Source organism: Cupriavidus pauculus (assembly GCF_008801835.1).
In the GTDB taxonomy this organism is placed as follows: Bacteria; Pseudomonadota; Gammaproteobacteria; order Burkholderiales; family Burkholderiaceae; genus Cupriavidus; species Cupriavidus pauculus.
This window is the reverse complement of record NZ_VZOW01000017.1, coordinates 1-24767: the sequence shown is the minus strand read 5'-3', so window position 1 is coordinate 24767 and position 24767 is coordinate 1. Positions and strand designations below refer to the sequence as shown.

Annotated in this window: 23 protein-coding genes; 12 read left to right on the top strand and 11 right to left on the bottom strand. The window is 63.3% G+C overall.

Annotated features, from left to right (window positions below):
- Window positions 1-235 precede the first annotated feature (235 nt).
- Window positions 236-1123, top strand: coding sequence for a restriction endonuclease (locus F7R19_RS17775; protein ID WP_317851303.1), 888 nt, complete (start codon window positions 236-238; stop codon window positions 1121-1123).
- A 7-nt stretch (window positions 1124-1130) separates the two neighbouring features.
- On the opposite strand, the gene F7R19_RS17770 is transcribed toward F7R19_RS17775, so the two are convergent.
- Window positions 1131-2195, bottom strand: a complete 1065-nt coding sequence (locus F7R19_RS17770) for a site-specific integrase (protein WP_170292607.1) — start codon at window positions 2193-2195, stop codon at window positions 1131-1133.
- 1085 nt (window positions 2196-3280) lie between these two features.
- On the opposite strand from F7R19_RS17770, the gene F7R19_RS17765 reads away from it, so the two are divergent.
- The 8 genes from F7R19_RS17765 to F7R19_RS17730 all read left to right on the top strand — a co-directional run bounded on the left by F7R19_RS17765 (window position 3281) and on the right by F7R19_RS17730 (window position 10618).
- Window positions 3281-4219 (top strand): intradiol ring-cleavage dioxygenase, encoded by a 939-nt coding sequence (locus F7R19_RS17765; protein ID WP_150981464.1) that lies wholly within the window; start codon window positions 3281-3283, stop codon window positions 4217-4219.
- Window positions 4220-4254: 35 nt separating this feature from the next.
- Window positions 4255-5004: an SDR family NAD(P)-dependent oxidoreductase gene (locus F7R19_RS17760; RefSeq protein WP_150981463.1), complete on the top strand. Its 750-nt coding sequence runs from the start codon at window positions 4255-4257 to the stop codon at window positions 5002-5004.
- A gap of 32 nt (window positions 5005-5036) precedes the next feature.
- Window positions 5037-5921, top strand: a complete 885-nt coding sequence (locus F7R19_RS17755; RefSeq protein ID WP_150981524.1) for a beta-keto acid cleavage family enzyme — start codon at window positions 5037-5039, stop codon at window positions 5919-5921.
- A 41-nt stretch (window positions 5922-5962) separates the two neighbouring features.
- Window positions 5963-6940: a quinone oxidoreductase family protein gene (locus F7R19_RS17750; RefSeq protein WP_061956138.1), complete on the top strand. Its 978-nt coding sequence runs from the start codon at window positions 5963-5965 to the stop codon at window positions 6938-6940.
- On the top strand, window positions 6937-7287 hold the full coding sequence (locus F7R19_RS17745) for a cupin domain-containing protein (protein WP_150981462.1): 351 nt from the start codon (window positions 6937-6939) through the stop codon (window positions 7285-7287). Before F7R19_RS17750 ends, F7R19_RS17745 begins: the two co-directional genes overlap by 4 nt.
- A gap of 132 nt (window positions 7288-7419) precedes the next feature.
- The gene (locus F7R19_RS17740; protein ID WP_223505946.1) at window positions 7420-8484 is read left to right on the top strand and encodes a porin; all 1065 of its coding nucleotides are present in this window, start codon (window positions 7420-7422) and stop codon (window positions 8482-8484) included.
- A 115-nt stretch (window positions 8485-8599) separates the two neighbouring features.
- Window positions 8600-9517: a tripartite tricarboxylate transporter substrate binding protein gene (locus F7R19_RS17735; protein WP_404993521.1), complete on the top strand. Its 918-nt coding sequence runs from the start codon at window positions 8600-8602 to the stop codon at window positions 9515-9517.
- A 66-nt stretch (window positions 9518-9583) separates the two neighbouring features.
- Window positions 9584-10618, top strand: a complete 1035-nt coding sequence (locus F7R19_RS17730) for a LacI family DNA-binding transcriptional regulator (protein ID WP_150981459.1) — start codon at window positions 9584-9586, stop codon at window positions 10616-10618.
- Window positions 10619-10721: 103 nt separating this feature from the next.
- On the opposite strand, the gene F7R19_RS17725 is transcribed toward F7R19_RS17730, so the two are convergent.
- The 7 genes from F7R19_RS17725 to F7R19_RS17695 form a co-directional block, all read right to left on the bottom strand.
- On the bottom strand, window positions 10722-12107 hold the full coding sequence (locus F7R19_RS17725; protein ID WP_150981458.1) for a GntP family permease: 1386 nt from the start codon (window positions 12105-12107) through the stop codon (window positions 10722-10724).
- Between the two features lie 224 nt (window positions 12108-12331).
- Window positions 12332-13123 (bottom strand): EAL domain-containing protein, encoded by a 792-nt coding sequence (locus F7R19_RS17720; RefSeq protein WP_150981457.1) that lies wholly within the window; start codon window positions 13121-13123, stop codon window positions 12332-12334.
- A 40-nt stretch (window positions 13124-13163) separates the two neighbouring features.
- Window positions 13164-14528, bottom strand: coding sequence for a sensor domain-containing diguanylate cyclase (locus tag F7R19_RS17715; RefSeq protein WP_150981456.1), 1365 nt, complete (start codon window positions 14526-14528; stop codon window positions 13164-13166).
- Window positions 14525-14896 (bottom strand): PAS domain-containing protein, encoded by a 372-nt coding sequence (locus F7R19_RS17710; protein WP_061956153.1) that lies wholly within the window; start codon window positions 14894-14896, stop codon window positions 14525-14527. Before F7R19_RS17710 ends, F7R19_RS17715 begins: the two co-directional genes overlap by 4 nt.
- Window positions 14897-15172: 276 nt before the next feature.
- Complete coding sequence (locus F7R19_RS17705) at window positions 15173-15970, bottom strand: ABC transporter permease (RefSeq protein WP_061956154.1); 798 nt, start codon at window positions 15968-15970, stop codon at window positions 15173-15175.
- Window positions 15967-16578: an ABC transporter ATP-binding protein gene (locus tag F7R19_RS17700; RefSeq protein ID WP_150981455.1), complete on the bottom strand. Its 612-nt coding sequence runs from the start codon at window positions 16576-16578 to the stop codon at window positions 15967-15969. Before F7R19_RS17700 ends, F7R19_RS17705 begins: the two co-directional genes overlap by 4 nt.
- A 123-nt stretch (window positions 16579-16701) precedes the next feature.
- A complete protein-coding gene (locus F7R19_RS17695; protein WP_150981454.1) occupies window positions 16702-17667 on the bottom strand; it encodes an NAD-dependent epimerase/dehydratase family protein in 966 nt (321 codons plus the stop codon).
- Window positions 17668-17781: 114 nt separating this feature from the next.
- Here F7R19_RS17695 and F7R19_RS17690 point away from each other — a divergent pair, with 114 nt between their 5' ends.
- The 3 genes from F7R19_RS17690 (at window position 17782) to tssA (ending at window position 20648) form a co-directional block, all read left to right on the top strand.
- Complete coding sequence (locus F7R19_RS17690) at window positions 17782-18672, top strand: LysR family transcriptional regulator (protein WP_150981453.1); 891 nt, start codon at window positions 17782-17784, stop codon at window positions 18670-18672.
- Between the two features lie 179 nt (window positions 18673-18851).
- Window positions 18852-19280 (top strand): hypothetical protein, encoded by a 429-nt coding sequence (locus tag F7R19_RS17685; RefSeq protein ID WP_061956160.1) that lies wholly within the window; start codon window positions 18852-18854, stop codon window positions 19278-19280.
- 270 nt (window positions 19281-19550) lie between these two features.
- Window positions 19551-20648, top strand: a complete 1098-nt coding sequence (tssA, locus tag F7R19_RS17680; RefSeq protein ID WP_150981452.1) for a type VI secretion system protein TssA — start codon at window positions 19551-19553, stop codon at window positions 20646-20648.
- Between the two features lie 49 nt (window positions 20649-20697).
- Here tssA and F7R19_RS17675 read toward each other — a convergent pair whose 3' ends face one another.
- From F7R19_RS17675 to F7R19_RS17665, 3 genes are all read right to left on the bottom strand, one after another.
- Entirely contained in the window at window positions 20698-21507 is an 810-nt protein-coding gene (locus F7R19_RS17675; protein WP_150981451.1) for an OmpA family protein, read from the bottom strand.
- A gap of 2 nt (window positions 21508-21509) precedes the next feature.
- Window positions 21510-22499 (bottom strand): type VI secretion system-associated protein TagF, encoded by a 990-nt coding sequence (gene tagF, locus F7R19_RS17670; protein WP_061959590.1) that lies wholly within the window; start codon window positions 22497-22499, stop codon window positions 21510-21512.
- Window positions 22496-24767 (bottom strand): ImcF-related family protein (locus F7R19_RS17665; RefSeq protein ID WP_282959935.1); only part of this gene is annotated, 2272 nt, incomplete at its 5' end. The genes F7R19_RS17665 and tagF, both read right to left, overlap by 4 nt.

Sequence of the window (24767 nt, the reverse complement as noted above, 5' to 3'; positions counted from 1 at the left end):
GGGCCTCGCGCTGTCTCGGCTCGCCGTTCTTTCCTCGGCACCCATCGGTGGTGGGGTGTTGGGAGAGAGCAACGAGGCGGAAGGCGTTCTCGGTTAGATTCGTAGATGGGGTGGCGCGGGCTTCGGCCCGAGTGCCGCCTCGCACGAACACAGAACGATAAATGAGGTCGGGTCGATGGGACGTAGGAGAAAGGAGCCGTCGCTGAGCGACGTATTGTTGGATTCGCCTTGGTGGGTGTCCGCAGCACTGGCCGTGGGCGCGTACATTGTCTTTCGCTGGGCCTTGCCCGCTTCGTTCGCATCGAATCCCTTCCTCGCGGGCATCGTGATGATGAGCCAGTCGCTGGCATGGGTTCCAGCAACGATGTTCGCATTCTTGGGGCTGTTGTCGTTCATCCGCGAGAGGCGGCAGAACAACGGTAGCGCACGGGAGCAGCCGGAGCCTAGAGAGCGGCGCTCATCTGTAAGACAGCCACGTCAGGCCAGGCCAACTCCGTCGGAGCCAAGGCAGCGAGCCAGGGCGCCCGATAAATCAACCGCCTCCCAGCGACCAGTATCGCCAGCAGAGAAGCCGGAATTTAATGGCTGGACACTAGACGCGCTCAAGATTCTGGAGTGGAAGCGATTCGAGTTGCTGTGTGTCGGCTACTACGAGGCGATGGGGTTCACCGTCAAGACAGTGCCGCATGGCCCGGACGGCGGAATCGACGCCACGCTATACAAAGCAGGGCTGGACGCCCCGGTTGCCGTCGTGCAATGCAAGGCTTGGAGCAAACCAGTTAAGGTGGTTGAGGTTCGCGCATTGGCTGGCGTAATGCATGAGCACAAGGTGCGCAGGGGCGTGTTCTGGTCCCTGTCTGGCTATGTGGGGCGACCGGTGCAGGAGTCGGCGGAGCGGGCCGGTATCCAGTTGCTTGACGGCCCGGCGATCATTGAGCGGATTCGCGCGCTGGACCAATACAAGCAGGCAACGCTGCTGGCGCAGGCATTTAAGGGGGACTACCGGACGCCGACATGCGCGGCTTGCGGGGCGAAGATGGTTGAGCGTAGTGGCAAGGGTAAGGCGTTTTGGGGGTGCGAGACGTTTCCCGTGTGCAGATTCACGCTCCCCCGCGCTTCATAACTCCGCGTCAATCCAACTGTTCGGCTAGGTCTTTTACGCGCAAATGTGTGTATCGGGCGAGCATTCGGGGGTCGGTATGGCCCGTTATCTTCGCCACTTGCATCTCGGACAGCCCTTTCTCAAAAAGCCGGCTGGTGGCCTCGTGGCGCAAGTCGTGGAAGCGGAAGTTCTTCAGTTCGGCGCGTTTCACCGTGCGATCAAACGCTAGTTTGAAGGCGTTGACGGTGAGGCCGGGAAATACTGGGCCGGTGCCGATTTCCCCGTCACGTCCAAGATGGCGGGCAGCGACACGCCGAAGCGAGTCCAATGCCGCCATTGCTCGCTTCGACAGCGGGACGCCTCGCGGCTTGCCATTTTTCGTGTCGATCAACTGGATAGCGCGGTTCTGGAAGTTGATCCGCTCCCATTCGAGGTTGAGAATTTCACTCCGACGCATGGCCGTCTCAAGGGCCAAGTCCAAGATGGGTAGCACGAAGGGATTTCTTGCGGCTTCCCCAGCAGCCCGCAAAGCTTCTTCCTCTCCGGGCTGAAGACGACGCTCCCGGCCATGCGGGTTCTTGGGGCGTCGTACTGACACCAGCACGCTCTTGCAGAGAGATACATCCCATTCGTAGACCGCCAGCTTGAATACTGCGTTGAGGATGTTCAGTTCCCGATTGACGGTGCTCGGCGCAACGTCTTGCAATCTCTGGTCCCGCCATTCATTGATGTCATGGCGGGTCAGGTTCGTCAAGTGCATGCGGGCTAGTGGGTACTTCAGGATGCTGCGGATGTGATTAGTCTCCGCCTCTGCTCCCTTCTTGCTGCCCGTCTCATCAGTTAGGCGGCGGTGGAGGAGGTCAGCCACGATGCGTGGGCGGTCTCTGAACTTTTTGAGCATCTTCGCCTGAGCTTGCTCTCGCGCCGTCACCCGGGAGCGTGCCCGTAGTTCCGGCGTCGTGGCGCGTATCCATGTCTCCGCTTCCTCTCGGCTGCTGAAGACCTTTGATGTTATCGGCATGCCCGTGAGTCGAATCTTCGCCTGGAAGCGAGCCTCGTTGCGCTTGGTGAAGCGTTCAATGATGGTGCCCATGTACGTCATCCTTGTAAGTGGATGCACGGTACTTGGTGCTTTGCGCCCCGTTCCTCGGTGCAGTTTATAGCCCGCGCCATCGGCCGCAGGTAGGCGAATTGTGCCCGCGCTATGGAGCCTCTGGAATCCGGGATACTGCTACACTAAAGCCTTCCACGCGGACTGCGTGGTGTAACAGTCGAATAAGAGACGTGGCCGAGGGAGCGGCGAGTGTAACGAGCCGCAAAGCCTTGCGCAGCAAGGCCTACAGGTCGAAGGCACTCCCCTGCTAAGGGAGCATCCGGGCCAAAACCTGGATCGAGGGTTCGAATCCCTCCGTCTCCGCCACTACATCGTATTGGCGGCGAACCCCGGAAGATCGCGGTCTTCCGGGGTTTTGTTTTTTGGAAAACACCCTTTCACCGCTGCACCTTCCGCGTGTCACTTACACCGAGGGAGAGGCAGCGATGCACATCACCCGCCGAAACGGCGTCGATTACTTCCGCCGACCAAGCGACATCAAGCGACGTACCGCCAGCCCTGCCAGCTACGGTGCCGTGCGCGCCCGCGCGTTCCTGCGAGGCCCAAGTTGCTTCGAAAAATATCCCGAGGCAGACCGCCCCGACGCGCCAACAGTTGCCCCGGGGTGTTCCAGTCCATCGGGCGAGCAACGACGCCGCTATTGCAGCTTGAGCGCCTGTGGCGTTGCGGTGGCTGAGCGAACGAAGCGGACAGACATGGCGTTCGCCCACTAGTCGCAAAGGCTCGCTACGATGCGTCCCGCCAGCATTCCACGGCTTACGGGTTCAACATGCAGCGTCTCAGAGCTTGGGCTTCTATAAGCTATGCAAACCGCTATCGCATTCTCGATTGGGTAACGGTGCTCACCTCATCGACCGCATCCCGCATACGCTCCGAAACCAGCGCATTCCGACGCACCATCGACGTCCCTTAGGGATTGACCGGATGTCGCCCCGGACGACTTGATTTCGTTGGGTTTTCTAATTTTTAGTGAATTTTTATTCACTTTATGTTGACGCGTCTGTACTTGCCTTCGACCGCAAATTGCCCATAATGCAAACGTTTGCAAAAGAAGGAGTTCAAATATGGAGACGCAAGAAGCCCGGCCAGCACCGAAGCCGGTCAGCGCGCTGTCGCTGATCGAAGATGAGGATTCGATAACCGAGGTCGTCCTGCAGGCGATGGCGGGAACGGAGGACCTGCGCCTGCGCGGCGTGATGGCTGCGCTGGTATCGCACTTGCACGCCTTCCTGCGTGAGGTCCGGCCGACCGACGAGGAATTTGAGGGGGCGCTGGCGTTCATCGCCGCCCTCGGCCACGCCACGCATGCCACGAATAACGAAGTGGTGCTGGCAGCCGATGTGCTTGGCTTGTCGACGCTGGTCACGACGATCAACAACAACACGAATGGCGGACGCACGCCCGGCGCGTTGCTGGGGCCGTTCTATCGCGCCAACGCGCCGCGTTATGCGTGTGGCGACTGCGTCGTGCAAGACGAGTCGCCTGGCCTGCCGCTGTTCGTCAGCGGCACGGTGCGCGCCACTGACGGTTCGGCGCTGCCCGGCGCGATGGTGGAGGTCTGGCAGGCGTCGCCGGTGGGCCTGTACGACAACCAGGACCCGCGCCAGCCTGACCGCAACCTGCGCGGCGTGTTTCATACAGATGCCGACGGCAACTATCACTTCCGTACCGTGCGTCCCGCGGGCTACCCCGTGCCGACCAATGGCCCGGTGGGCACGTTGCTGGCCGCCCAGCGTCGCCATCCGTACCGCCCCGCGCATATTCATTTCATCGTGGCCGCACCCGGCTACCGCACGTTGGTGACGCAGGTCTTTGCCGACGACTCCGACATTCTTGAGACCGATGTCACGTTCGGCGTGCATCGGCAACTGGTCGGCGCGTTTCAGCGTGTCGAGGTGGGGCGCAGCCCGTGGGGCGACCTGCCGGCGCCGTTCTACACGCTGAAGTTCGACTTCACGCTAGAGCCAGGCGAGCAAACCTTTCCGACCCCTCCCATCGATTGACCACACGGCTGAACGCCTATTTACCGCGCCATACCATGACCACTCACTCACTATCCGGCAAGATTGCCGTCATCATCGGCGGCACCGGCGGCATCGGTTTTGCCGCTGGCCGCGCCCTGGCCGATCTGGGCGCCAGCGTCGTGCTGACCGGGCGCGATGCCGCGCGTACCGCGAAGACGGTCGAAGGGCTGCCCGCCGGCAACCACATGGCAGCGTATGCCGAGGTGGCCGACAGCGCCTCGCTGCGCAAGCTGGCTGCCGACGTGCAGCACCATTACCGCCGCGTGGACATTCTCGTCAACACATCGGGCTTCACACGCGCCATTCCACATGGCGATCTCGATGCGCTCGACGACGACCTGATCGACGAGCTCTTTGCCGTTAATTGGCGCGGCCAGTTTGCCGCCATTCGTGCCTTTGCGCCGGCATTGCGAGCCAGTGGTGCCGGCTTGGTCGTCAATGTCGGGTCGATTGCCGGGCGCACGGGGCAGGGCAGCAACGTGGCCTACTGCGCCGCGAAGGCGGGGCTGGACGTGATGGCGATGTCGCTGGGTCGCGCGCTGGCGCCCGAGATCCGCGTCCTCAATGTCTCTCCGGGAGTGGTCGATACGGCCTTCGTTCCGGGGCGCGACAGCACGTTCAACGAGCGGGCCGCCAAGACCACGCCGCTGCGCCGCATTGGCCATGCGGAGGACGTGGCCGATGCCATCGTCGCGTGCGCGACCTCGCTGCGGTTCGCCACGGGTACCACGATTGTGGTCGATGGCGGCCGCCAGCTTGGCTAGTACTTTCTCAGGCCCTTAACTTCCATTCTTCCATGCACGCAAGAAAGACCATCATCACCTGCGCGGTGACCGGCAATATCGTGACCCCCGAGCAGCACCCCGGACTCCCAGTGACGCCGGCCCAGATTGCCGACGCGGCGCTTGAGGCGGCTGAAGCGGGGGCGGCCGCGGCGCACATTCACGTTCGCGATCCGCAAACGGGGCGGCCGTCGATGTCGCTCGACTACTACGCCGATGTCATCGACAGGATCCGCGCGCGCAATCGCAGCCTGATCATCAATCTCACGACGGGGCCAGGCGGGCGCTTCGTGCCCGACGAGAACGAACCGCGCGTCGCCGCGGCAGGCACGACGCTGCAGCACCCGCTCAAGCGCGTCGAGCATATTGCCGCCTTGCGCCCCGATGTGTGTTCGCTCGACCTCAACACCATGAACTCGGGCGGTGACGTCGTCATCAATACACCCGCCAACGTCCGCAAAATGGCCGAAGTGATTCGCGGCGCGGGCGTCATGCCGGAGCTGGAAATCTTCGATTCCGGGGACTTGAACATGGCGCTCGATTTCATGCGTGAGGGGGTGCTCGAGGGCCCGGGTTTGTGGACCTTCGTGCTCGGTGTGAAGTATGGCTTCGCGGCCACGCCCGAGACGATCTTCTATGCCCGCAACATGCTACCGGCAGGTGCTCAATGGTCCGCGTTCGGCGTCGGCCGGGCCGAGTTTCCGATCGTCGCACAGGCCTGGCTGGCCGGCGGCCACGTGCGAGTGGGCCTGGAAGACAACATCTACCTGGAAAAAGGCGTGCTGGCGCCGAGCAATGCTGCGCTGGTGGCCAAGGCGCGGGACATCGTCAAGTCGCTGGGCGGAGCGATCGCATCGGCATCCGAGGCGCGCGCGCAGTTGGGTCTGCGCGAAGCCTGAGCGCCGCGCACTTTTTAAACATTACTGATCATCCATACATCATGAACACCATTCAGGTTCAACGGAAAGCTTCGACCATCGACGCGCTCGAGCTGTCGCTGGTCGGGATGCCGCGGCCAGAGGCGGGCGCGGGCGAGTGCATTGTCGAAGTGGTTAGCGCGGGCGTGAATCCCAGCGATGTCAAGGCCACGCTCGGCCTGATGCCGCATGCCGTCTGGCCACGTACGCCGGGACGCGACTACGCAGGCGTTGTTATCGATGGCCCTGGCCAGTTGATCGGGCAGCAAGTGTGGGGCAGTGGCGGCGAGCTTGGCATTCGCCGCGACGGTACGCACGGCAAGTACCTGCGCATCAGCGCGGAGGCCGTGCGCGCCAAGCCGCACGCCATCTCGCTGATCGAAGCCGGTGCCGTGGGCGTGCCGTTCATTACGGCTTATGAAGGCCTGCGCCGCGCCGGCATGCCCAAGGCGGGCGACGTGGTGCTGGTCGCCGGCGGCAATGGCAAGGTTGGCCAGGCCACGATCCAGATTGCCACCGCGCTCGGCGCACGGGTGTTCGCGGTGGAACGCAAGTCGGAGCCGTACCGTGGCCACGCCAGTAGCGCGGTGCGCATGATCGATGCCAGCCGGGAAGCCATTGCCGAGGTGGTGCGCGACGAAACCGGCGGCCATGGCGCGGACATCGTTTACAACACGGTGGGCAGCCCCTATTTCGAGCAGGCCAACCTGGCCATGGCGATTGGCGCCACGCAGATCTTTATCTCGACCATCGAGAAGCCTGTGCCCTTCGATATCTTCGCGTTCTACCGGGGGCAGCACACCTATGTGGGCGTGGACACGCTGGCAATGGACAGCCAGGCCTGCGCCAAGATCCTCGACGCCCTGGCGCCGATGTTCGCCGCCGGGCAACTCAAGCCGTTTCCGGTGCTGCCCGACTATACCTATGCGCTGGCCGACGCCAAGGACGCCTATCGCGCGGTGCTGCAGGGCGCCCCCGAACGCGTGGTGCTGACGCCATGAACACGACCCGATTTGCCGAGGCACCGGCCTACCATCCGGCCAACCACGACGGCATGCATTGCCTGCGGCTGCAAGGGCACGAGGCGGGCCCGTCGGAGGCGCTGTGGATGGGCGTCTCAGTGATCCTCCCGGGCGGCCATACGTCGCTCGATGCGTCGCCCGTTGAGAAGCACTATGTCGTGCTGGAAGGCACGGTCTGTATCCGCACCCCGTCGGAGACCGTCACCCTGGGGCGGTTCGACTCCGTGCGGCTGGCGCCGGGGGAAGCCCGCCAGGTATCCAATCCGTCCAACCTGCCAGCCATGCTGCTGCTGGCCATGCCGTATCCGCCGCGCGCCGTGCCTTAGTTTTTTTAGCGGATCTGCAAACGTTTGCAGATCCGCGTCATCCGCCACGACCCATAACAAAGGAGGAGACCCAGGATGCAAAGAAGAGCTTTCCAACGTCGCCGTCTAGTGCCGCTGGCGCCGCTGGCGCTGATGTCGGCCGGTGTTGTAGCGCCGGCCATGGCAGAAAACAGCGTCACCATCTACGGCCGGCTCAATACGGCCATCGAATACTCCAGTGCCAGCACGTCCACCGATGGCACCAGGCTTGGCGGCAGGGCGCGGCTGACCAACAACCGCTCGGTGTTCGGGTTTCGGGGCGAGGAGGATCTGTTTGGCTCGCTCAAGGCCGTCTGGCAGATCGAAAGCAATGTCTCGCTCGATACCGGCCAGGGGCAGATCGCGGGGCGCAACTCCCGTGTGGGACTGCAGGGCGACTACGGCCTGGTGTTCATGGGGCACTGGCAGACGCCCTACACCGAATCAACCGCCAGCTACGATCCGTACTACCCAACAACGGCTGGCTACATGGCGCTGATTGGCAACGGATCGACGTCCAGCTCCGACAACGTGCAGGACACCAGTTCCTTCGACCGGCGCCAGAAGAACATCGTGCAGTACCGCTCGCCCCAGCTCTGGGGTGCCAGCCTGTGGCTGGGCTGGGGGCTGCCGGAGGAGAAGACCACCGTCCCGAGGAACCCGGCGCTGTACTCGGCGGCGCTGGTCTACGACCAGGGGCCGCTTAGCGCGACGTTCGCATACGAAATCCACCAGCATTACCAGGCGGCCGGGCGCAACGACGATGCCCTGAAGGTGGCGCTGGCCTACCAGTTGCTGCCGGGCACCCGTATCGCTGCGGTCTACGAACATCTGCACTACCGCACCGATACCGGGGATCTGCAGCGCAACGGCTACTACGCGTCCCTGGTGCAGAAGCTCGGCCCGGGCAGCGTTCGCGTGGGCTTTGCCTTCGCACCGAACGGGACCGGATCGTCCACTGACACGATCGGCTTCTTCCGAAGCGGCCCGGAAACCGGTGCCATGCAGTTCACCGTGGGCTACGACTATCCGCTTTCAAAGCGGACGGCGCTATTTGCCTACTACAGCCGCATCAACAACAAGAAAAACGCGATCTACGACTTTGCCATCAACGAGCTTGGCGTCAAGGCCGGCGCCGATCCGCAGACGTTTGCGCTCGGCATGCGGCATTTCTTCTGACGCCACGACACGTCACTGTTGCGAGGAGACCATCATGATTCGACAGCTTTTCCGCCCCCGTACGCTCCAGCCCCTTGCCGCGTTCGCGCTGGCGGCAGCGGTGGCTGTACCGACAATGGCTGGCGCGCAGCCGCAGTTTCCTGCCAAGCCGATCCGGCTGGTGGTGCCGTTTTCCGCGGGCAGCGCCACCGACATCCTGGCGCGCATCATCGCCACCAAGATGGGGGAGGGCGGCCATTGGCAGGTCGTCGTCGACAACCGTCCGGGCGCGGGCGGCACGCTGGGCGCCACTACGGTTGCCAAGTCGGCCCCTGACGGCTACACGCTGATCCTGGTGTCCGTGGGGCACGCCATTAACGCCACGCTCTATCCGAAGCTGGCTTATGACACGGTGAAGGACTTCGCGCCCGTATCGCTGGTGGCGTCGGTCCCAAATGTGCTGGTGGTCAATGCGGCCAGCCAGTACAAGTCGGTCCGTGACATTGTCGCGGCGGCCAAGGCCCGGCCGGGTGCGATGAATTTCAATTCGGCCGGATCGGGCAGTTCCACGCACCTGAGCGGCGAGATGTTCAAGATCCAGGCGGGCATCGACATCATGCACATCCCATACAAGGGCACGGGTGAAGGATTGACCGATGTGATGGCGGGGCGCGGCGACATGATGTTCGCGCCGACCGTGTCGGCGATGCCATTTGTCCGCCAGGGCAAGCTCCGCGCGCTGGCGGTGACCACGCCCAAACGGGCCGCCGCGCTGCCGGATGTCCCAACCGTGGCGGAGTCCGGGCTGCCGCACTATGCCTTCGACTCCTGGTTTGGCGTGCTCGCGCCAGCTTCGACGCCCAAGGAGATCGTCAACGCGATCAACGCCGAAATCGGCAAGGCGCTGGCGGCGCCGGACGTGCGCGAGCGCCTGGCAGCGCAGGGCGCGGAACCCCGACCCAGTACCCCGCAGGAGTTTGCCAGCTATATCCAGGCCGAAATCGTCAAGCTGGCGCCGGTGGTCAGGCAGTCGGGCGTGCGCGCCGGGGAGTAAAGGGTGCAGGCACGGCAGACGCTAGAATGGCGGACCTCAATGAACCAGCCTGGCGTCCGCCGTCCCATGTCCGAGCGCAAACGCGTGACCATCAAAGACCTTGCCGCGGAGGTCGACGTGCATTATTCCACGGTGTCGCGTGTGATGAACCCGGCAACGCGCCACTTGGTGGCCGAAGAGGTGGCCGCTCGTATCCTGAAGTTGGCCGAGGCGCGCGGTTTCCGCCCCAACCGCATCGCAGCCGGGCTGCGCACGCAGCGCTCCGGGCTGGTCGGGGTGATCCTTCCCGATATCGCCAACCCGGTGTTCCCGCCAATCCTGGCGGGCATCGAATCGGTGCTTTCACGGATGGGCTATGTACCGATCGTCGTGAATGCCGGCACCGAGCGCGCGCGCCAGCGCTTCGTCGTGGACCAGATGCTGGCTCGCCAGGTGGAAGGGCTGATCCTGGCGACAGCCGAGCGCGACGATCCGCTGCTCGAATACTGCGTGAAGGTGGGCATCCCCGTGGTGATGGTCAATCGCGGCGAACCGACGGGAAGGGCGTCATGCGTAGTCAGTGACAGTGCGCTGGCCATGGGGCTGACGGTCGATCACCTGGTGTCGCTGGGCCATCGATGCATCGGGCATATCGCCGGCCCGGCCAGTACGTCGACAGGCGAGTCGCGCCGGGAGGGCTTCCTGCATGCAGTGAAGCGGCATCGCCTGCGCCGCGCCCAGTATGTGGTCGTCGAGGCGGAAAGCTATGGCCGCGAAGCAGGTCGCAAGGCCTGCGCGCAGTTGTTTGAAGCCTTGCCCGGCCTGACCGCCATCGCCGCTGGCAATGATCTGGTAGCGATGGGGTGCTACGACTATCTGCGCGAGCACGGCATCCGCTGCCCGGATGACGTTTCCATCGTCGGTCACAACGACATGCCGTTCGTCGATGCGCTGACGCCGCCGCTTACCACCATCCGCATCCCCGTACACGACATGGGCGAGCAGGCCGCAGAGCTGCTGCTGCGCCGGATCGCCAAGCCACTTACCGCCAGCGTCGTCGTCGAATTACGGCCGGAGCTGGTGGTGCGCGGGTCCACCGCGGCACCCCCGGCAGCCAGCTAGCGCAGGTGAAGCGGGTTCGCGCGGCGGCTACGGGGGCGAGTGCAGCGCGCATGCCGGCTCAAAACGCGCATGGAATGCAACGTAGGGACCCGCCGCCCGTCATTCAATGCACGGGAATCGCGGCATTGAGGATCAGCACCATGATCAGTCCGACAGCCGCAACGATCGACTGGACCACCGAGATGGTCTTTGTCGCTTCGCTCATGGTCATGCCGAACGATTCCTTGACCATCCAGAAACCCGCGTGATTGGCGTAGTTGAAGAACAGCGATCCGCAACCGATCGACAATGCGAGCAGTGGCAGATTGAGGCTCGGATCGCTGCCGGCGAGCGGTGCCAGCAGGCCCGCGGCGCCGACGATGCCAACGGTGGCGGACCCGGTCGAGACCGATAGCAGCATCGCGATCAGCCAGCCAAGGATAAGCGGCGGGAATGCGAGTTGCTGCGTCAGATGTACGATGGCGTCGCCCACTTTAGCGCTGGTGAGCATCTGCTGAAACGCGCCGCCGCCCGCGATGATCATGATGATCGAGGCAATCGGCTTGAGGCTGCTGCCCAGCGCGCCGCGCAGTTTCTCGGCATCGCCGCCGCGCGAGAGCACCAGCGCCACAATCGCGAACATCACGCCCAGCAACATGGCAATCAACGGATTGCCGAGGAAGCTTGCCACATGCAGCACGGCGCTCCCCTTGGGCAGCACCGTTTCGGCAATCGCATGCGCGAGCATCAAGATCGCGGGCAGCAATGCTGCGAGCACGCCGGTCCCGACGCCGGGCTGCCGGGCGGCGGCCGCTTTCTCCGGGAGGGTGAACTGGTCCAGGAGAGCCTGGTCGGGCCGGGTATTCATGCGCGGCGAAATGAAGGCGCCGTAAAGTGGACCGCCAAGAATCATGGCGGGAATCGCCGCGATAAAGCCGTACAGCATCGTGGGCCCCACGGATGCTTTCAGACTGGCGATGGCCGTCAGCGGACCGGGGTGGGGCGGCACCATGCCATGCATGGCGGCCAGCGCGGAAATGACCGGGACCCCCACATAGACATAGGCCGAACCCTTGAAGCGGCTGTTGCTCTCCAGTTTGCGGGCGACACTGAAGATCAACGGCAGCATCACCACCAGACCGACTTCGAAGAACATGGGAATGCCGACGACAAAGGCCACCAGTGTCATCGCCCACGGGATCATCCGATCCGAAGTGCGCTTCAGAATCGCATCTGCAATCTGCTCTGTGGTCCCGGCATCAGCAAGAATCTTGCCGAGCATGGCGCCGAGCGCAATCACTACACCCACCGCGCCGAGCGTTTTGCCTGCACCATCGACTAGATGCTTGACGATGCTTTCCGGGGCCATGCCAGTTGCGAAGCCGACGCCAATGGAAACGATGAGCAGCGCCAAGAGCGGGTGCATCTTGATTCGCGACACGATGAGCGCGACGAGCACGAGTACGCTGACGAGGGCGGTCAGCAACAATTGAATATCCAGGGGTGTCATGAGGTGTTAAGGCGAGACAGCGAGGGGTCCATTATCTTTCTATTAGTCATTTGAGTGGAAGATTCCCCTCATAGGACCCTCAAACAAGCTCTCGCCCTCGGGCGGATGAGCAGCATGATGCGTTACTGGCTGTGAGAACTGTACAGCCGGGTTTCGATCTGGTCCTGGCATCGGGCCGCAGTTTTCCTTCTGGGCTGACTCCATGACCCGCCCGCGCAATCCCGCTAGGCGGAGTACAACATTTCATCGATGGTTGGAATCGCTTTAAAAGCCGGTTTTGCGAAAAAATAGCCTTGCATCAGACGCACTCCATGCGCAACAAAGAAATCACGCTCGCCTTTGGTTTCGATGCCTTCCGCAACCACGCGGATGCCGAGGTCGTGGCACATCGATATGACACTTCGCACGACGCGCTGACGCACGCTGTCAGTGTCGATGCCGCGGAGAAGTCCCATATCGAGCTTGATGATGTCGGGCTGAAAATCTACCAGAAGCGCAAGTCCCGAGTAACCCGACCCAAAATCATCGATTGCAGTGAGAAAGCCGTATTCCTTGTAGGCTCTAAAAATATCGACCAGGTGATTTCGGTCCGCAAGATGTTCACCCTCGACCGTCTCGAAGATGATTCTTTCAATCGGGAAACCATTCGCCTGCGCCGCGTCCAGGGTGCTTCGTATGCAGACCTCCGGCCGATAGACCGCGTTGGGCATGAAATTGATTGACAGAAACGCGTCCAGACCTAACGCCGCAGCACTGGCGATTGCAGTCTGCCGGCACTGTTGGTCGAACTGGTATTTCGTTGCATCGTCGATTTGCGATAGCACCGAATGCGCAGATTCCCCGTTTGCACCCCGTACCAGCGCCTCGTACGCGAACACCGCTCTGGCGTTCACGTCGACGATTGGCTGAAATGCGAAATCGATCTCAACTGGCAGGGGTTTCGTGTCCTTGCATCCAGAACATCTATTCGATTGACTGGCCACAGCGTCGTGGCCATGAATCTTGAAAGAAGCCATTTCTCTTTGCGCCGTTTCTATTTTCTGTTTGGGATTGCACCTACCGGCGCCGTGGCCCGGCACCCGTGGAGTTGGAGCGGGTGCCTTCTTCTCTGACAGAAAGCGCTACGTCCTTCGGCCCCGCAGTGGCGCCGCGCACACAATTTCGCCCCGCTTGTTTTGCGGCATAGAGGGCGCGGTCACCGGCAGCCAACAGGGCTTGCAGTGTCGGGTTTTCATCACCGAGACTCGCTACGCCAAGACTGATAGTCGCTTTGAATTGTCCGACAGCCGTGTCAATAAGTGCTTGCTCGACGGCGATGCGCAGTCGCTCCGCGACCGCCATTGCTTCCTCTGCTGTGGTGGACGGAAGCAGCAGGACGAATTCCTCTCCTCCGAGTCTCGCGACAATGTCGGACCTTCCCAGAAGCGCTTTTGCTTCACCAGCAATCCGCTTCAAAACCTCGTCGCCAGCCTGATGGCCGCCCGTGTCATTGATCCGCTTGAAGTGGTCGGCGTCCAGCATAACCAGCGACAATGCCCGGCGGTGGCGTTCGGCCCGTGCAACTTCGGACTCCCCGATTTCAAAGAAGTGAGCGCGGTTCGTTACGCCGGTCAGGTGATCTGTTGTAAGAAGCCGCGCGAGGTTGTCGCTGTGAACTTTTCGTTCCGTAATGTCCCTCAACACCACCGAATACCCGGAAATCTCGTCGTCCTCCTCACGAAGCACAGAAACGAGAACTTGCCCCCAATAGCGCCGACCCGCTTTCGATTCGCACCAGAACTCCTCTACGTGCCAACCATCTTCGCGCGTCAGCGCGATGTGCTCGGGTGAACGGTGCAAAACAATCTCATCGTTGGCATAAAAGCGCGACAGCGTATGCCCGACAACTTCCGCCTCACGAAAACCCGTCAAGCGCTCAACAGATGGATTCCAGCTATCGATGCAGCCGTGGGCATCGAGCGTAAAAAACGCAAAATCGTTGACGCCGGTATAGATTCCGGCAAGCCATGACTCGGTTTGTCGTGCTCGGCGCTCAGCGGCAACCTGGCGGGAGATGTCCGTCAACACCATCATCAGCACATCCACATTCACTTTGATGATGGAACATGCCAGGACGACTGCGCCATCCTTGGCCGGGGTTACGAAAACCCGATGGTTTTCACACACAGGCCCCCGCTCCGCTTCGAAACTGGCCGCCAGATGGCGCAGCTCTGGGGCCACCGACGCAAGGCTGTCGAAAATATTCTCGATGTTCCCGCCTTTTACCAGAGGCATGAGCAGTTGCGCGGCAAGCGGATTCATCATGTCAACGCGGCCAGATTTGTCGCAGCGAACAATCCCGACCGGCGATAGATACATGAATGAGAGCAAGGATTCGTACTCGGACTCCACGTCGTTCTTGTCGGTATTCGGCCCGCTCAATTTGCTGTCCTCCGCTCGATCAGGACAAAATGGGTCGCGCAGCCGAGCGCTTTCAGCAGCCTCAACCGTACCGGCGTCGGACGCATGCGCAAGGTCAGGACGTAGGGAATGATGTCGTCGAGCTCGTCCGCGTCGTCGAATCGTTGCGCAACCATGAAGTTGTTCATGCACGGCGCGACTTCTTCAAAAAAATGCTTGCCTAGCACTCGCTTCGGACTCAAGCCCGCGTTTGTCGACTCGGTGGCGTTATAGACGGTAACAGTCCCGTCCAGCGTAAATCCGATTACGCCGAATGGGAGCGCATCTACCTCTTCGGCAGCTGATGTAGCCAGTTCCTCTATTCGCACCTCTTCGAATTTCTGGTTCACCTCTTTTCCTTTCTGGATCTACTTTTAAAAAGTTGAACACTCTGGAACATTTAGCCAAGCACGTATGTAACGTTGGCAGGCCTCAACGAATAACAAATGGAATGCCAGCATAAAATCTGGCCTACCATGTCATCGGCTGAAAAAGCTAAGACTTTAGCGCAGGTGCCAGAAAGTTGTTCAGGAGGTCGGGATGCCTCTAGCCGACCGATTCATGCGGGTCGGCCACGCCCTCCTGTGCGTCCCGGGGGGACCGAAAGGCGGCGAGGAGCGATCGCACTAACGCGCCTCAAGTCTGTCCAGACGCAGTCGGTGGCGTGAATCCGTCAGCCGCCATAGCGCTAGCCATGCGGCTAATACAACTGCGAGAATGCTTCCCCCCGATAGCAGGAACATCAGCAGAATCTGGTAACGAGCTGCCTCGATCGGGTCCATACCCGCCAGGATCTGGCCGGTCATGATCCCTGGAAGGGTAATGATGCCGGCGGCGGCCATCGTGTTGATGGTCGGTAGCAGTCCACTTCGAACTGCCTGCCGCAGAATCGGGCGGAGCGCGGTCTGCCGGTCGGCACCGAGTGCCAGCCGCGCGTCGATGGCCTGACGTTGATACCAGGCGGCATTGAACGTCGTCTGCAACGTCAGGCTCGCTGCATTCATCGCATTGCCAAGGATGATGCCGGCCAGTGGGATGGCGTGGCGAGCGTCGTACCAAGGGGAAGGGCGCAGCGCTGTCACCAGGGCCAGTACGGTAATGAGGATTGTCGGGGCGCTCACCGTGGCCAGCCCCAAGAGGAATTGCCAGCGACGGTCCAGACGCCGCTCCTGCCGGCTTCCCGCTTCGCGGGCCGCGGCAAGAATCATTGCAACGACGAGCAGGAGGGTGATCCAGGGAGATGCGATGGCGAATACGGCGCGCAACACCAGGCCGACGAGAAGCAATTGCACAACCATGCGAACCGCGCCGAGCAGCAGCATGCGATGGATCCCCAGGGACAACGCCACCGACAGTGCAGCTCCGGCGACGATAAGCAGGCTCGCCAGAACCAGGTCTCCTGAGGTAAGCAAAATGGGATTCATGCGGAGACCCTCTCAAGGCCGGTGGCGCAAAGACGAACGCGATCGCCCTGCAAACGGATGGCCTGTTCAGGACTGTGCGTGACGACAAGCAATCCGGTCCCGTCGGCCATCAGCCCCTTCAGTAGTGCTTCCACCGCCAAGGTGGAATCCTCATCGAGGCCCGAGGTCGGTTCATCCAGTAGCAGGAACCGTGGACCGAGGACGATTGCTCTCAGCAACGCCAGTCGTTGGCGCTCTCCGGTCGAGAGATGGCTGACGTGCGCGGTCAGGATATCGGTGCGCAGACGCAGCTTGACCAGCAACGGCGCCAGCGCCGACGGCGTGCAGGTATCGAAATGGCTCAGAACATCGTCGGCCCACCAGCCGGATTCCGCGGCAACGTATGTAACCTGGCGACGCCAGGCCGGGCCGCTCAGGCTGTCGCGAGACATGCTGCCGATGCGGACGTCGCCCGTACTCGGAATCAGATCCGCGATCATCCTCAACAGCAGACTCTTTCCAGATCCCGATGGGCCCGATAGGGTCGTGCACCGTCCGCTGAGTACGTCGAAGTCAAACGGGCCGCGGCCGTGGCCGGCGAGTTGGCGGATGTGGAGGTGGCCGTCCATCTGGCGCTAGACGCTGTAGGTGGGACGCATAGGATACCTGCTCTCGCTTAAGCGAGGATTTTGCCGGCATGCGGTCCACTGTGATCCCGCCGCCGTAAATGGCAATCGAAAGCTCAACCTCCCTCACGCTGCAGTCGCCAGGGCGCCGGTCCTCGCCACAGCTGCCAGTGTCTGCCGGATGCCTTCCTGATAGGACGTCTTGCGAATCGGGCCGATCAGTTGCCGCAGCGCTGAATCGTCCATGATCAACGGCTCGGTCATCAGATAGTTCATCTCCACCATCTCTCGCATGAATGGGTTGAACAGACCGATCAGGCGCAGCATCGTCTTGCCCGCCACGCGTAATTTGAGCTTTCTGCCCGTCAGCCGCTCCATCTCCGACACCAGCTCGCGCTGCGTCGTGACGCCCGCACCGGCCAAATTCCAGATCTTTCCGAACGCAGCGGGCGTATCGAGCAGCCGGGCGACGACCGGTCCCACGTCGGGCACGAAGACGAACTCGTGCGGGCAGTCGATCGGCCCGACCATGTCTGCGGTGCCGCCATTCACCGCCGCCAGCGCTGCGCGGTGCAGCAGGCTGGCTTCCACGCCCGGGCCGTAGAAGTCCGGCAAGCGCAGGACGGTCGCCTTGATGCGGCCGGCTTTATGCGCTTGCATCAGCAAGTCTTCCTGCGCCTTGCGCATGCGGCCCTTGAACGTGTGCGGCGCTCGCGGGTGGTCCTCGCGCACCGGATTGGATCTTGCCCTGCCGTATGGGTACACGGTGCCGATAAGGATGATGTTCTTGACTCCCGCCGCGACGGCGCCCTCAATCGTTCTTTGCATCAGTTCGGGATGCAACTCGAACTGCCAGTAGTTCACGCCGACCATGTACACGAGCGTCTCGATGCCTTCGGCCGCCGCCTGCACCGACGCGGGCGAGTTCGGGTTCCACGTGACGATCTCGGCGAGCGGATCGGCGCCGAACGCCTCGCGCAGGCTGGGTTCGCTCCGGCCGACCACGCGATAGCGACGCCCCTCGCGACTGAGAGCGGCGGCGATGCTTTGACCGATGACGCCTGCGGCGCCGAACAGGGCTACTTTGGACATGACGGTTCTCCTGGGACTTCGATTGATTGCGCCGTTGGAAGCCGTAGATTGCCAAATGGACGGGCAAACGAAAATTGCCTAGAATCGCATCGCCGCTATAGAAAAATGCATACCATGACGCAAAGCGAACCGAACTGGGAGTGGTACCGGACCTTTCTGACGGTGCTGGAGACTGGTTCGCTGTCGGCGGCGGGGCGCGCGATGGGTCTGACCCAACCGACCGTCGGCCGACACATCGATAGCCTTGAATCGGCGTTGGCATTGAAGCTTTTTACGCGCTCGTTCGATGGCTTCGCGCCCACCTCGGCTGCACTCGAACTCAAGCCCTATGCGGCCAGCGTGGCCGCTACCTCCGCGGCGATCCTCCGAGTGGCCAGCAGCCACGGCTCAGGGGTTCGCGGCACGGTGCGCCTGAGCGCCAGCGAGGTGATTGGCGTAGAAGTACTGCCGCCGATCCTCGCCAAGCTGAGAAATGAGTACCCGGAACTGATCATTGAGCTCGTTCTGTCGAACAAGGTGGACGATCTGTTGCATCGCGAGGCGGACATCGCGGTGCGCATGCTCCGGCCCACGCAGGACGCATTGGTCGCCAAGCGCATAGGCGGTATCGAACTTGGTTTACATGCGCACAAACGCTATCTGGCCGCGCACGGCACGCCGAAATCGCTGGAAGCGTTATCCCACCACACGCTCATCGGCTTTGACCACGAGAACGCGTACATTCGCCGACTGCTCGATCAATTCCCGATGTTCTCGCGCGCGGCCCTTGCGTTCCGTGCCGACAGCGACCTCGCCCAGTTAGGGGTTATCCGGGCGGGCTTGGGCATTGGCGTTTGCCAATCGGCGTTGGCCGCACGGGACAAAGCGCTGGTACGCGTGCTACGGAGCGAGTTCTCGCTGAAGATGGATACCTGGATCGCCATGCACGAGGACCTGCGCGAAAGCGCGCGCTGTGCAGTGACTTTCGCCGCGCTCGCCGAAGGTTTGAAGGCGTACATTCAGTGAGCCGGTCAGATGCCCGGTCCCGCTGAATACTCCCGAGATTACGACTCCGCCTCTTTACCGCTTGCCGGTTCGCTGATGACTACTGTATATTTATACAGTGCTCGCCGCAACCGGAAATCTGGCTCATGCCAAGGCCGTACGGCGCCTGCGTTTTTTCTCTCCACCTCCGAAAGGCAATCATGTTCGTGGACCGCACCGAAATCGTCAACGCCGCCAAGGCACTGCGCGCCAGCCAGGAAGAATCGAAGTACAGCAAGCTCGTCGCGCTTGCGAACAAGCAGCTCAAGGCCATGCAAGCGGCCATCCAGAAAGGCAAGGAAGAATTCGAGACCAGGCTGGTGCTCGACATCACCGAAGACAATCCGCAAGCCGCGCTGGAGCCGCGCGCGCAACGGCTCGCCGACGATCTCCGGGCGCAGGGCTACACCGCAACGGTGACCACCTTTGCCGATGTCAGTACCGATCGCAAGGACTGGACGCCGAATATCACGGTTGTCATCGGTCTGGGCGACATGGTTTCCGAAGTCGACGAAGCGACGGCGAAAGCCAAGGTGGCTGCCGAGACCGAAGTCGCGCTGGCCGGCGAGGCTGTCGAGGAAATGGCCTGACGGCACACGGGTGCGTCGCGGCCATTCGCGATATCGCCTGGGCCAGTGCGCAAGGGCGATCGCGCCAGAAAATCGCCGCTGATTTCTTTGTCACGCATCGCAAGCGAGGTTTCCTCGCGCTCCGGGGCGCGGGGCCTTGATGCGAGGTCTCGCCATCCCGAAGACGGCGCAAAAGATCGCTGCCGACGATCTCTTGCGCGCTCGCACAAAACCGCCCGTTTGACGACACGTAACGGTAAACTGGCGCGGTTTCCGTCACCGGTTCACCTCATGGCCAACGTTATTCTCGATCACCTGCTTGCGCCCATTCCTGGCGATTCGCCATATGGTGAAGACATGCTCTTTTCCGCGGAATTCGATCGCATTCAGGAGGCGCGTCGTTTCGACGATCCATCGCTCGATCAAGGCGAATGGGTGACAGACCTCAAGGAAGCCGACTGGCGCGAGGTGGTCAAGATTGGTACGTCGCTGCTGGGCAGCAAGACCAAGGATTTGCGCGTAGCCGTGTGGATGACCGAGGCGCTCTCCAAGACCAACGGTTTTGCCGGCCTGCGCGACGGCTATCTGCTGACGGCGGGGCTGTGCGAGCAGTTCTGGGATGGCATGCATCCGCAGGCCGATGCCGACGACGTCGAATACCGGACCGGCAGCGCCGCATGGCTGGCGGGCCGTTCGCGCCAGTTGATCCGCGAGGTTCCGCTGGTCGATCAAGGAAGCGGCGGCTACAGCTTTATCGACTGGGAGGCGGGCGCCAACCTGGCCGAGGCGATTCGGCGCGACCCCGATAACGCCGATGCGCTGGCGGCCGGCAAGACCACGCTGGACATGTTCGACGCTGCGCGCAAGTCCACGCCGGCCGCATTCCACGCGGCGACGCTGGCGGACATCGCCCGTTGCATAGAAGCCGTTCAGCGGCTTGCCGATGTGCTGGACGACAAGGCTGGCGAGCATTCGCCCAGCTTCCGGCAGGCGCTGGAAGCGCTCGATGCGGTCAAGAATCTGGTCGAGCGATGGGTGGAAAAACCGACGACCCCCGCGGAAGACAAGGCGTCGGTGCAGGGCGGACCGGCGGTGCGCCAGGAGCCGACGTTCGCGCCGGCCGCAGGTCAAGGATCGGCCGGCAACGGCGCGGGCGGTCCGCTGCGCTCGCGGCAGCAGGCGCTGGCGCAACTGCGCGAAGTGGCCGAGTTTTTCCGCCGCACCGAGCCGCACAGCCCGGTGGCCTATCTCGCGGCCCGCGCTGCACGCTGGGGCGATATGCCGCTGCATGAATGGCTGCGCACCGTGGTCAAGGACGATGCCACGCTCTCGCAACTGGAGGAACTGCTCGGCATGCAGCAGGACCCGTCAGCCGACGGCAATTCGTGATGTGCCTTGCGCCGGTGGGCTGCGCAACACGCTGCCCGCCGGTCTGCGCTTACTGGCTGGCCCGGAATTCGATGCGCCGGTTGCGCGCGCGGTTTTCTTCCTTGTCATTGGGCGCCACGGGCTGGTCTGGGCCGACGCCCACCGCGCTTAGCGTGGCCGGGTTGATCCCCTTGCCGGCCAGATAACTCTTCACCGTCTCCGCGCGCGACTGGCTGAGCGCAAGATTCAGCGCGCGGCTGCCCGAATTGTCGGTATGGCCGACGATCTCGATACGCTTGCCGGCCAGCTTGGGCAGCACGCCCGCCATCTCGTCGAGCAGCGTCCGTCCCTTCGGCGTCAGCGTGGCGCTGCCGGTTTCGAATTCGACGATGCGGTTGGCCAGCGTCTGATCCAGCAGGTTCTGTCCCGATGCCGGCACGCTCAGGCCGTTTTTGATCGTGTATTGCTGGCCCAGCCCGTTGGACAGTTCCGCCGCCAGCTGCTGGCGCCGGCTTTCGGTCGGCACATCGCCAAACAGTGAGATCTGCGTGCCATCGATGCTGAGCTGGCCGCGCGTGACTTCCTTGATCTGCGGGGAGAGCACCTTCTTCACGCTGGCGGTCCAGTTGGGCGGCGACACCACGCCGCCCACTTCGATCTGGTCGACGACATTGGCCGGCCCATACAGCTCGCGCAGGCGTGCCAGCACCTCGGACTTGGTGGCTTCGTCGGGCACGGCGCCACCGGCCACCACGCGGCCCGCGGCTGCGCCAGCGGCCGGCGTCGCGGGGGCGGAAGCCTGCTGTGCCGGTGCCGCGCCAGCCAGGCAGAACAACGCGCACGCCACGGCCAGCGCGCGAGGGGACATCGAAAAACCCATGCTCATTCTCCGAGGAACACTTCGCGGAACGTGTCGATCGCCGCGCGCAGCGACAGCTGCGGTTGTTCCAGATAGCTGGCCAGCTTGGCCACACCCTGTTTGCCTTCGGCGTGCTGCTCCACCCAGGCCGGATCGTCGATGTCGATGTTCACCGCGGCGTACGCCAGCGGCGACATCACGCCATGCAGCGTGCGCGACGACGCGCCATTGAAGCCGATCACGAGCCGGTCGCGGCCGCCCACGTTGCACAGGAAGAACGCCAGTTCGCAATCGCCGCGCCGCAGGAAGCCCGATACCAGGTCCAGCCAGAAGCTGGCCACCAGGCTGCGATAGACCGGATCGGTCGGCAGCGGCAGCGTCAGTCCTTTCTCCAGGCGCGCCGCGCCCGACGCGAACACCGGCTCCAGCAGCAGCCCCAGCGCCAGCAGCGTATTGCGCAGGCGCAGCGTCTGGCCTTGTGTCTGCAGCATGTGTTCGAGCCCGGCCACGGTCTGGAAGTCGATGAAGTCCGCGAAGCTGGCGTCGTAGGCCTGCGCGCCCGCGCCGGTTTCCAGCGCCAGCGGCGTTTGCGCCAGCGCGCGCAGTCCCTCGGCGGGGTCGCTGTCGGCCACCAGCGCACGCATCTGCTGGCCGGCGCGCGTCCATAGCCGCGCCAAGGCCAGCGGGCTGCGCGCCATGAAGCCGAGCGGCTTGTCTACCGGCAGCGTGGCCGCCGTCAGGAACGGAAAGCGCCGCGTCGACTGGTCGCTGCTGGCCATGATGCAGCCGGCCACGGCGATGCGGCTTTGCGAGCCGACGATCGCAAACTGCACCGGCTGCCACGCGTCATAAACGCTCTTCCAGCCCGGATCCTCGGACAGCAGTTCCATGCTTTGCGACAGCCAATGGTCCAGCGTGCCGAGCAACTGCGTGTTGTTCTCGCTTTTCACGAAGTCGCCGCGCGAAGGCAGCTTGCCGAAATAGGCCAGGTTCAGTTGCGTGGAGGGCGTCATTGCGCGCCTCCCGCATGGACGGTCTGCACGGTTTGCGATGGCACGGGCGCGGGCGTGAGCGGCGGCAGCGCCGCCGTGGCGGCGCCGGGCGCAGGGTTGGGAGTGGTGGGTGCGGACGGCGTCGGCACGGCCGCATCGGCGATCGTGGCAGGCAGCTTCATGCCGCGCAGGCCCTGGCCTTGCGGCGCATCCGAATTGGCCTGTGTCTGCGGACTGCTGACGATGCGCAGCGCCACGGCTACCGTGGTGCCGCCCTGGGTCCACGACAGATCGAACGCGCCATCGGGCCGGCGCTTGCGCTGCGCCGTGGAGATCAGGCGCTCCAGGCCGAAACGCCCGGGCTCGCTGAGCACTTCCACGGTGCGGCCGTCAAACGTGGTGGCGGTGATGCGCGCGCCCGGCGATCCCTGCGGATTGGGCCAGACGAAGTTGGTCCACTGCGGCGGCGTGTTGCGATAGCGCAGCTGCTGACCGTCGATCTCGACCGTGTATTCGGTGGTGCCCTGGGCCGGCGACGGCAGGATCTGGAACACTGTCTGCTGCGCCGCCGCGGCACCCTGGCCGCCCGCCGCCGCGCCGCCGGTCAGCGGCGCGATCCAGCGCGTGAAGTTGGTCACGAACTCGGGCACGAAGGTCAGGCCCAGGTCGCCCCAGGTGCGTGCCGCAATCATGTCGCCGCGGCGTACCGACAGCGGGCCGATCGTCGATCCGGCAAAGCGCGCAATGGTGCCTTCGGGGCCGAACACCTGCGCGATCTCGGCCGAGCTGGCTTCGATCTTGGCGTCGGCGGCAAATGGATACTTGGTGGCCAGCGTCTGCATGAACGGCTGGAACACCTGCGCATTCCACACCTTGTTGATCTCGAGCGCGGCGGGGCGCATCGTCACCGCATACGACTGCAGCAGCGGCCGCACCAGGATCGGACGCAGCGTGCCGCGCTGGCTGTCGGTCATGCCGGTCAGCATCTGCTCGTCGACATACTTGAGCGAATCGGCCAGCTCGGACCCGTTGCCTTCCAGCGTCTGCTGCATCAGCTGGCGCGCGCCAGGTCCCGGATCGCCCTGGTTCTTGATGGTGTTGAATCGGGTGCGCACCTTGGACAGCGATTCCATATAGCCGCGCAGCAGCGAGCTGTTGTCGTGCATGACGACGATCTTGGCCAGTCCGGCGAACTCCTTGCCGACCGGACCGACGGGCACGGGATTGCCGGACGTGGCGTCGTTGGCTGCGGCGGCGATGGCGTTTGGATCGACATCCACGCCGGACGGCGCGCGGTTGGTGAACCAGCGCGTGATCCAGCTGAACGCACCGCTGCGCGCCTGCTTGAGGCCGGCATTGACGAGCGACGGGTTGTCCCACGACGTCTGGTCGTAGGCGGTATCGAACAGCTTGCGGATCGGCGAGTTGACCGGATCGCCAAGCAGGTTCATCGCGGTGACGGCCTGGTCGAAACTGGTGAACTCCTGCACCGCCACGCCCTGCATGAAGCGTTGCCACTCGCGCGCGTACTCGGTCTTGTACATCGTCACCAGCGCCTTCTGGATCTGCTCGGGGCTGCCTTCGAGCGTCAGGTCGTCGCGCGCGGCCACGTTCAGCACCCAGTCCTTGGTCTGCAGCTCCTTGTTGGCGGCGTCGCGGATGGCGGGCTGCACATACTGCTGCCAGGCTTCGCGCGTGAACGTGCCCGGTACGGCGTAGCTGCCGGCCACGATGCGCGCACCGTTGTCGCCGACGATACGCGCGACGGTCATCGGTGCGAAGCGCGTCGCCGCGCGTGCCTTGATCTCGGCATAGGCGCGTTCGCGCGCAGGCATGCCGCGCACCACGCGCCGCAGGTTGTCGCGCGTCTGGTCGATCAGCGACAGGTTGCCTTCGAGCAACGGCCAGTTGTCATCGTTGACGCGGCCCAGGAAGAACGAGATGTTGCGTTCGGCGGAGCGGATCATCTGCTCGCGCGGCATGTTGCCGCGGTTCTCTTCGAGCCAGCTGCGCCAGAAACGCGTGACCTGGTCGGTCAGATGCGCCACTTCGACGTGGCGCTTGTCGCCGAGCATCAGGTACGTCTTCAGCGCGTTGTAGGCGTCCTCGACATTGGTCGGCGACGCGTCGGCGTAGCGCTTGCCCGGTGCCTGCGCCGCGTTCAGCGCATCGCTGACGGCGCTCGCGGCGCCCGGCATGGCGACGGCGGCCGAGGCCGGCGCGGCCGATGGTGCGGCGGACGCGGAAGCCCCGGTGGCCCCGGCGGCGACGGGCAGGGCGCCCGGTCCT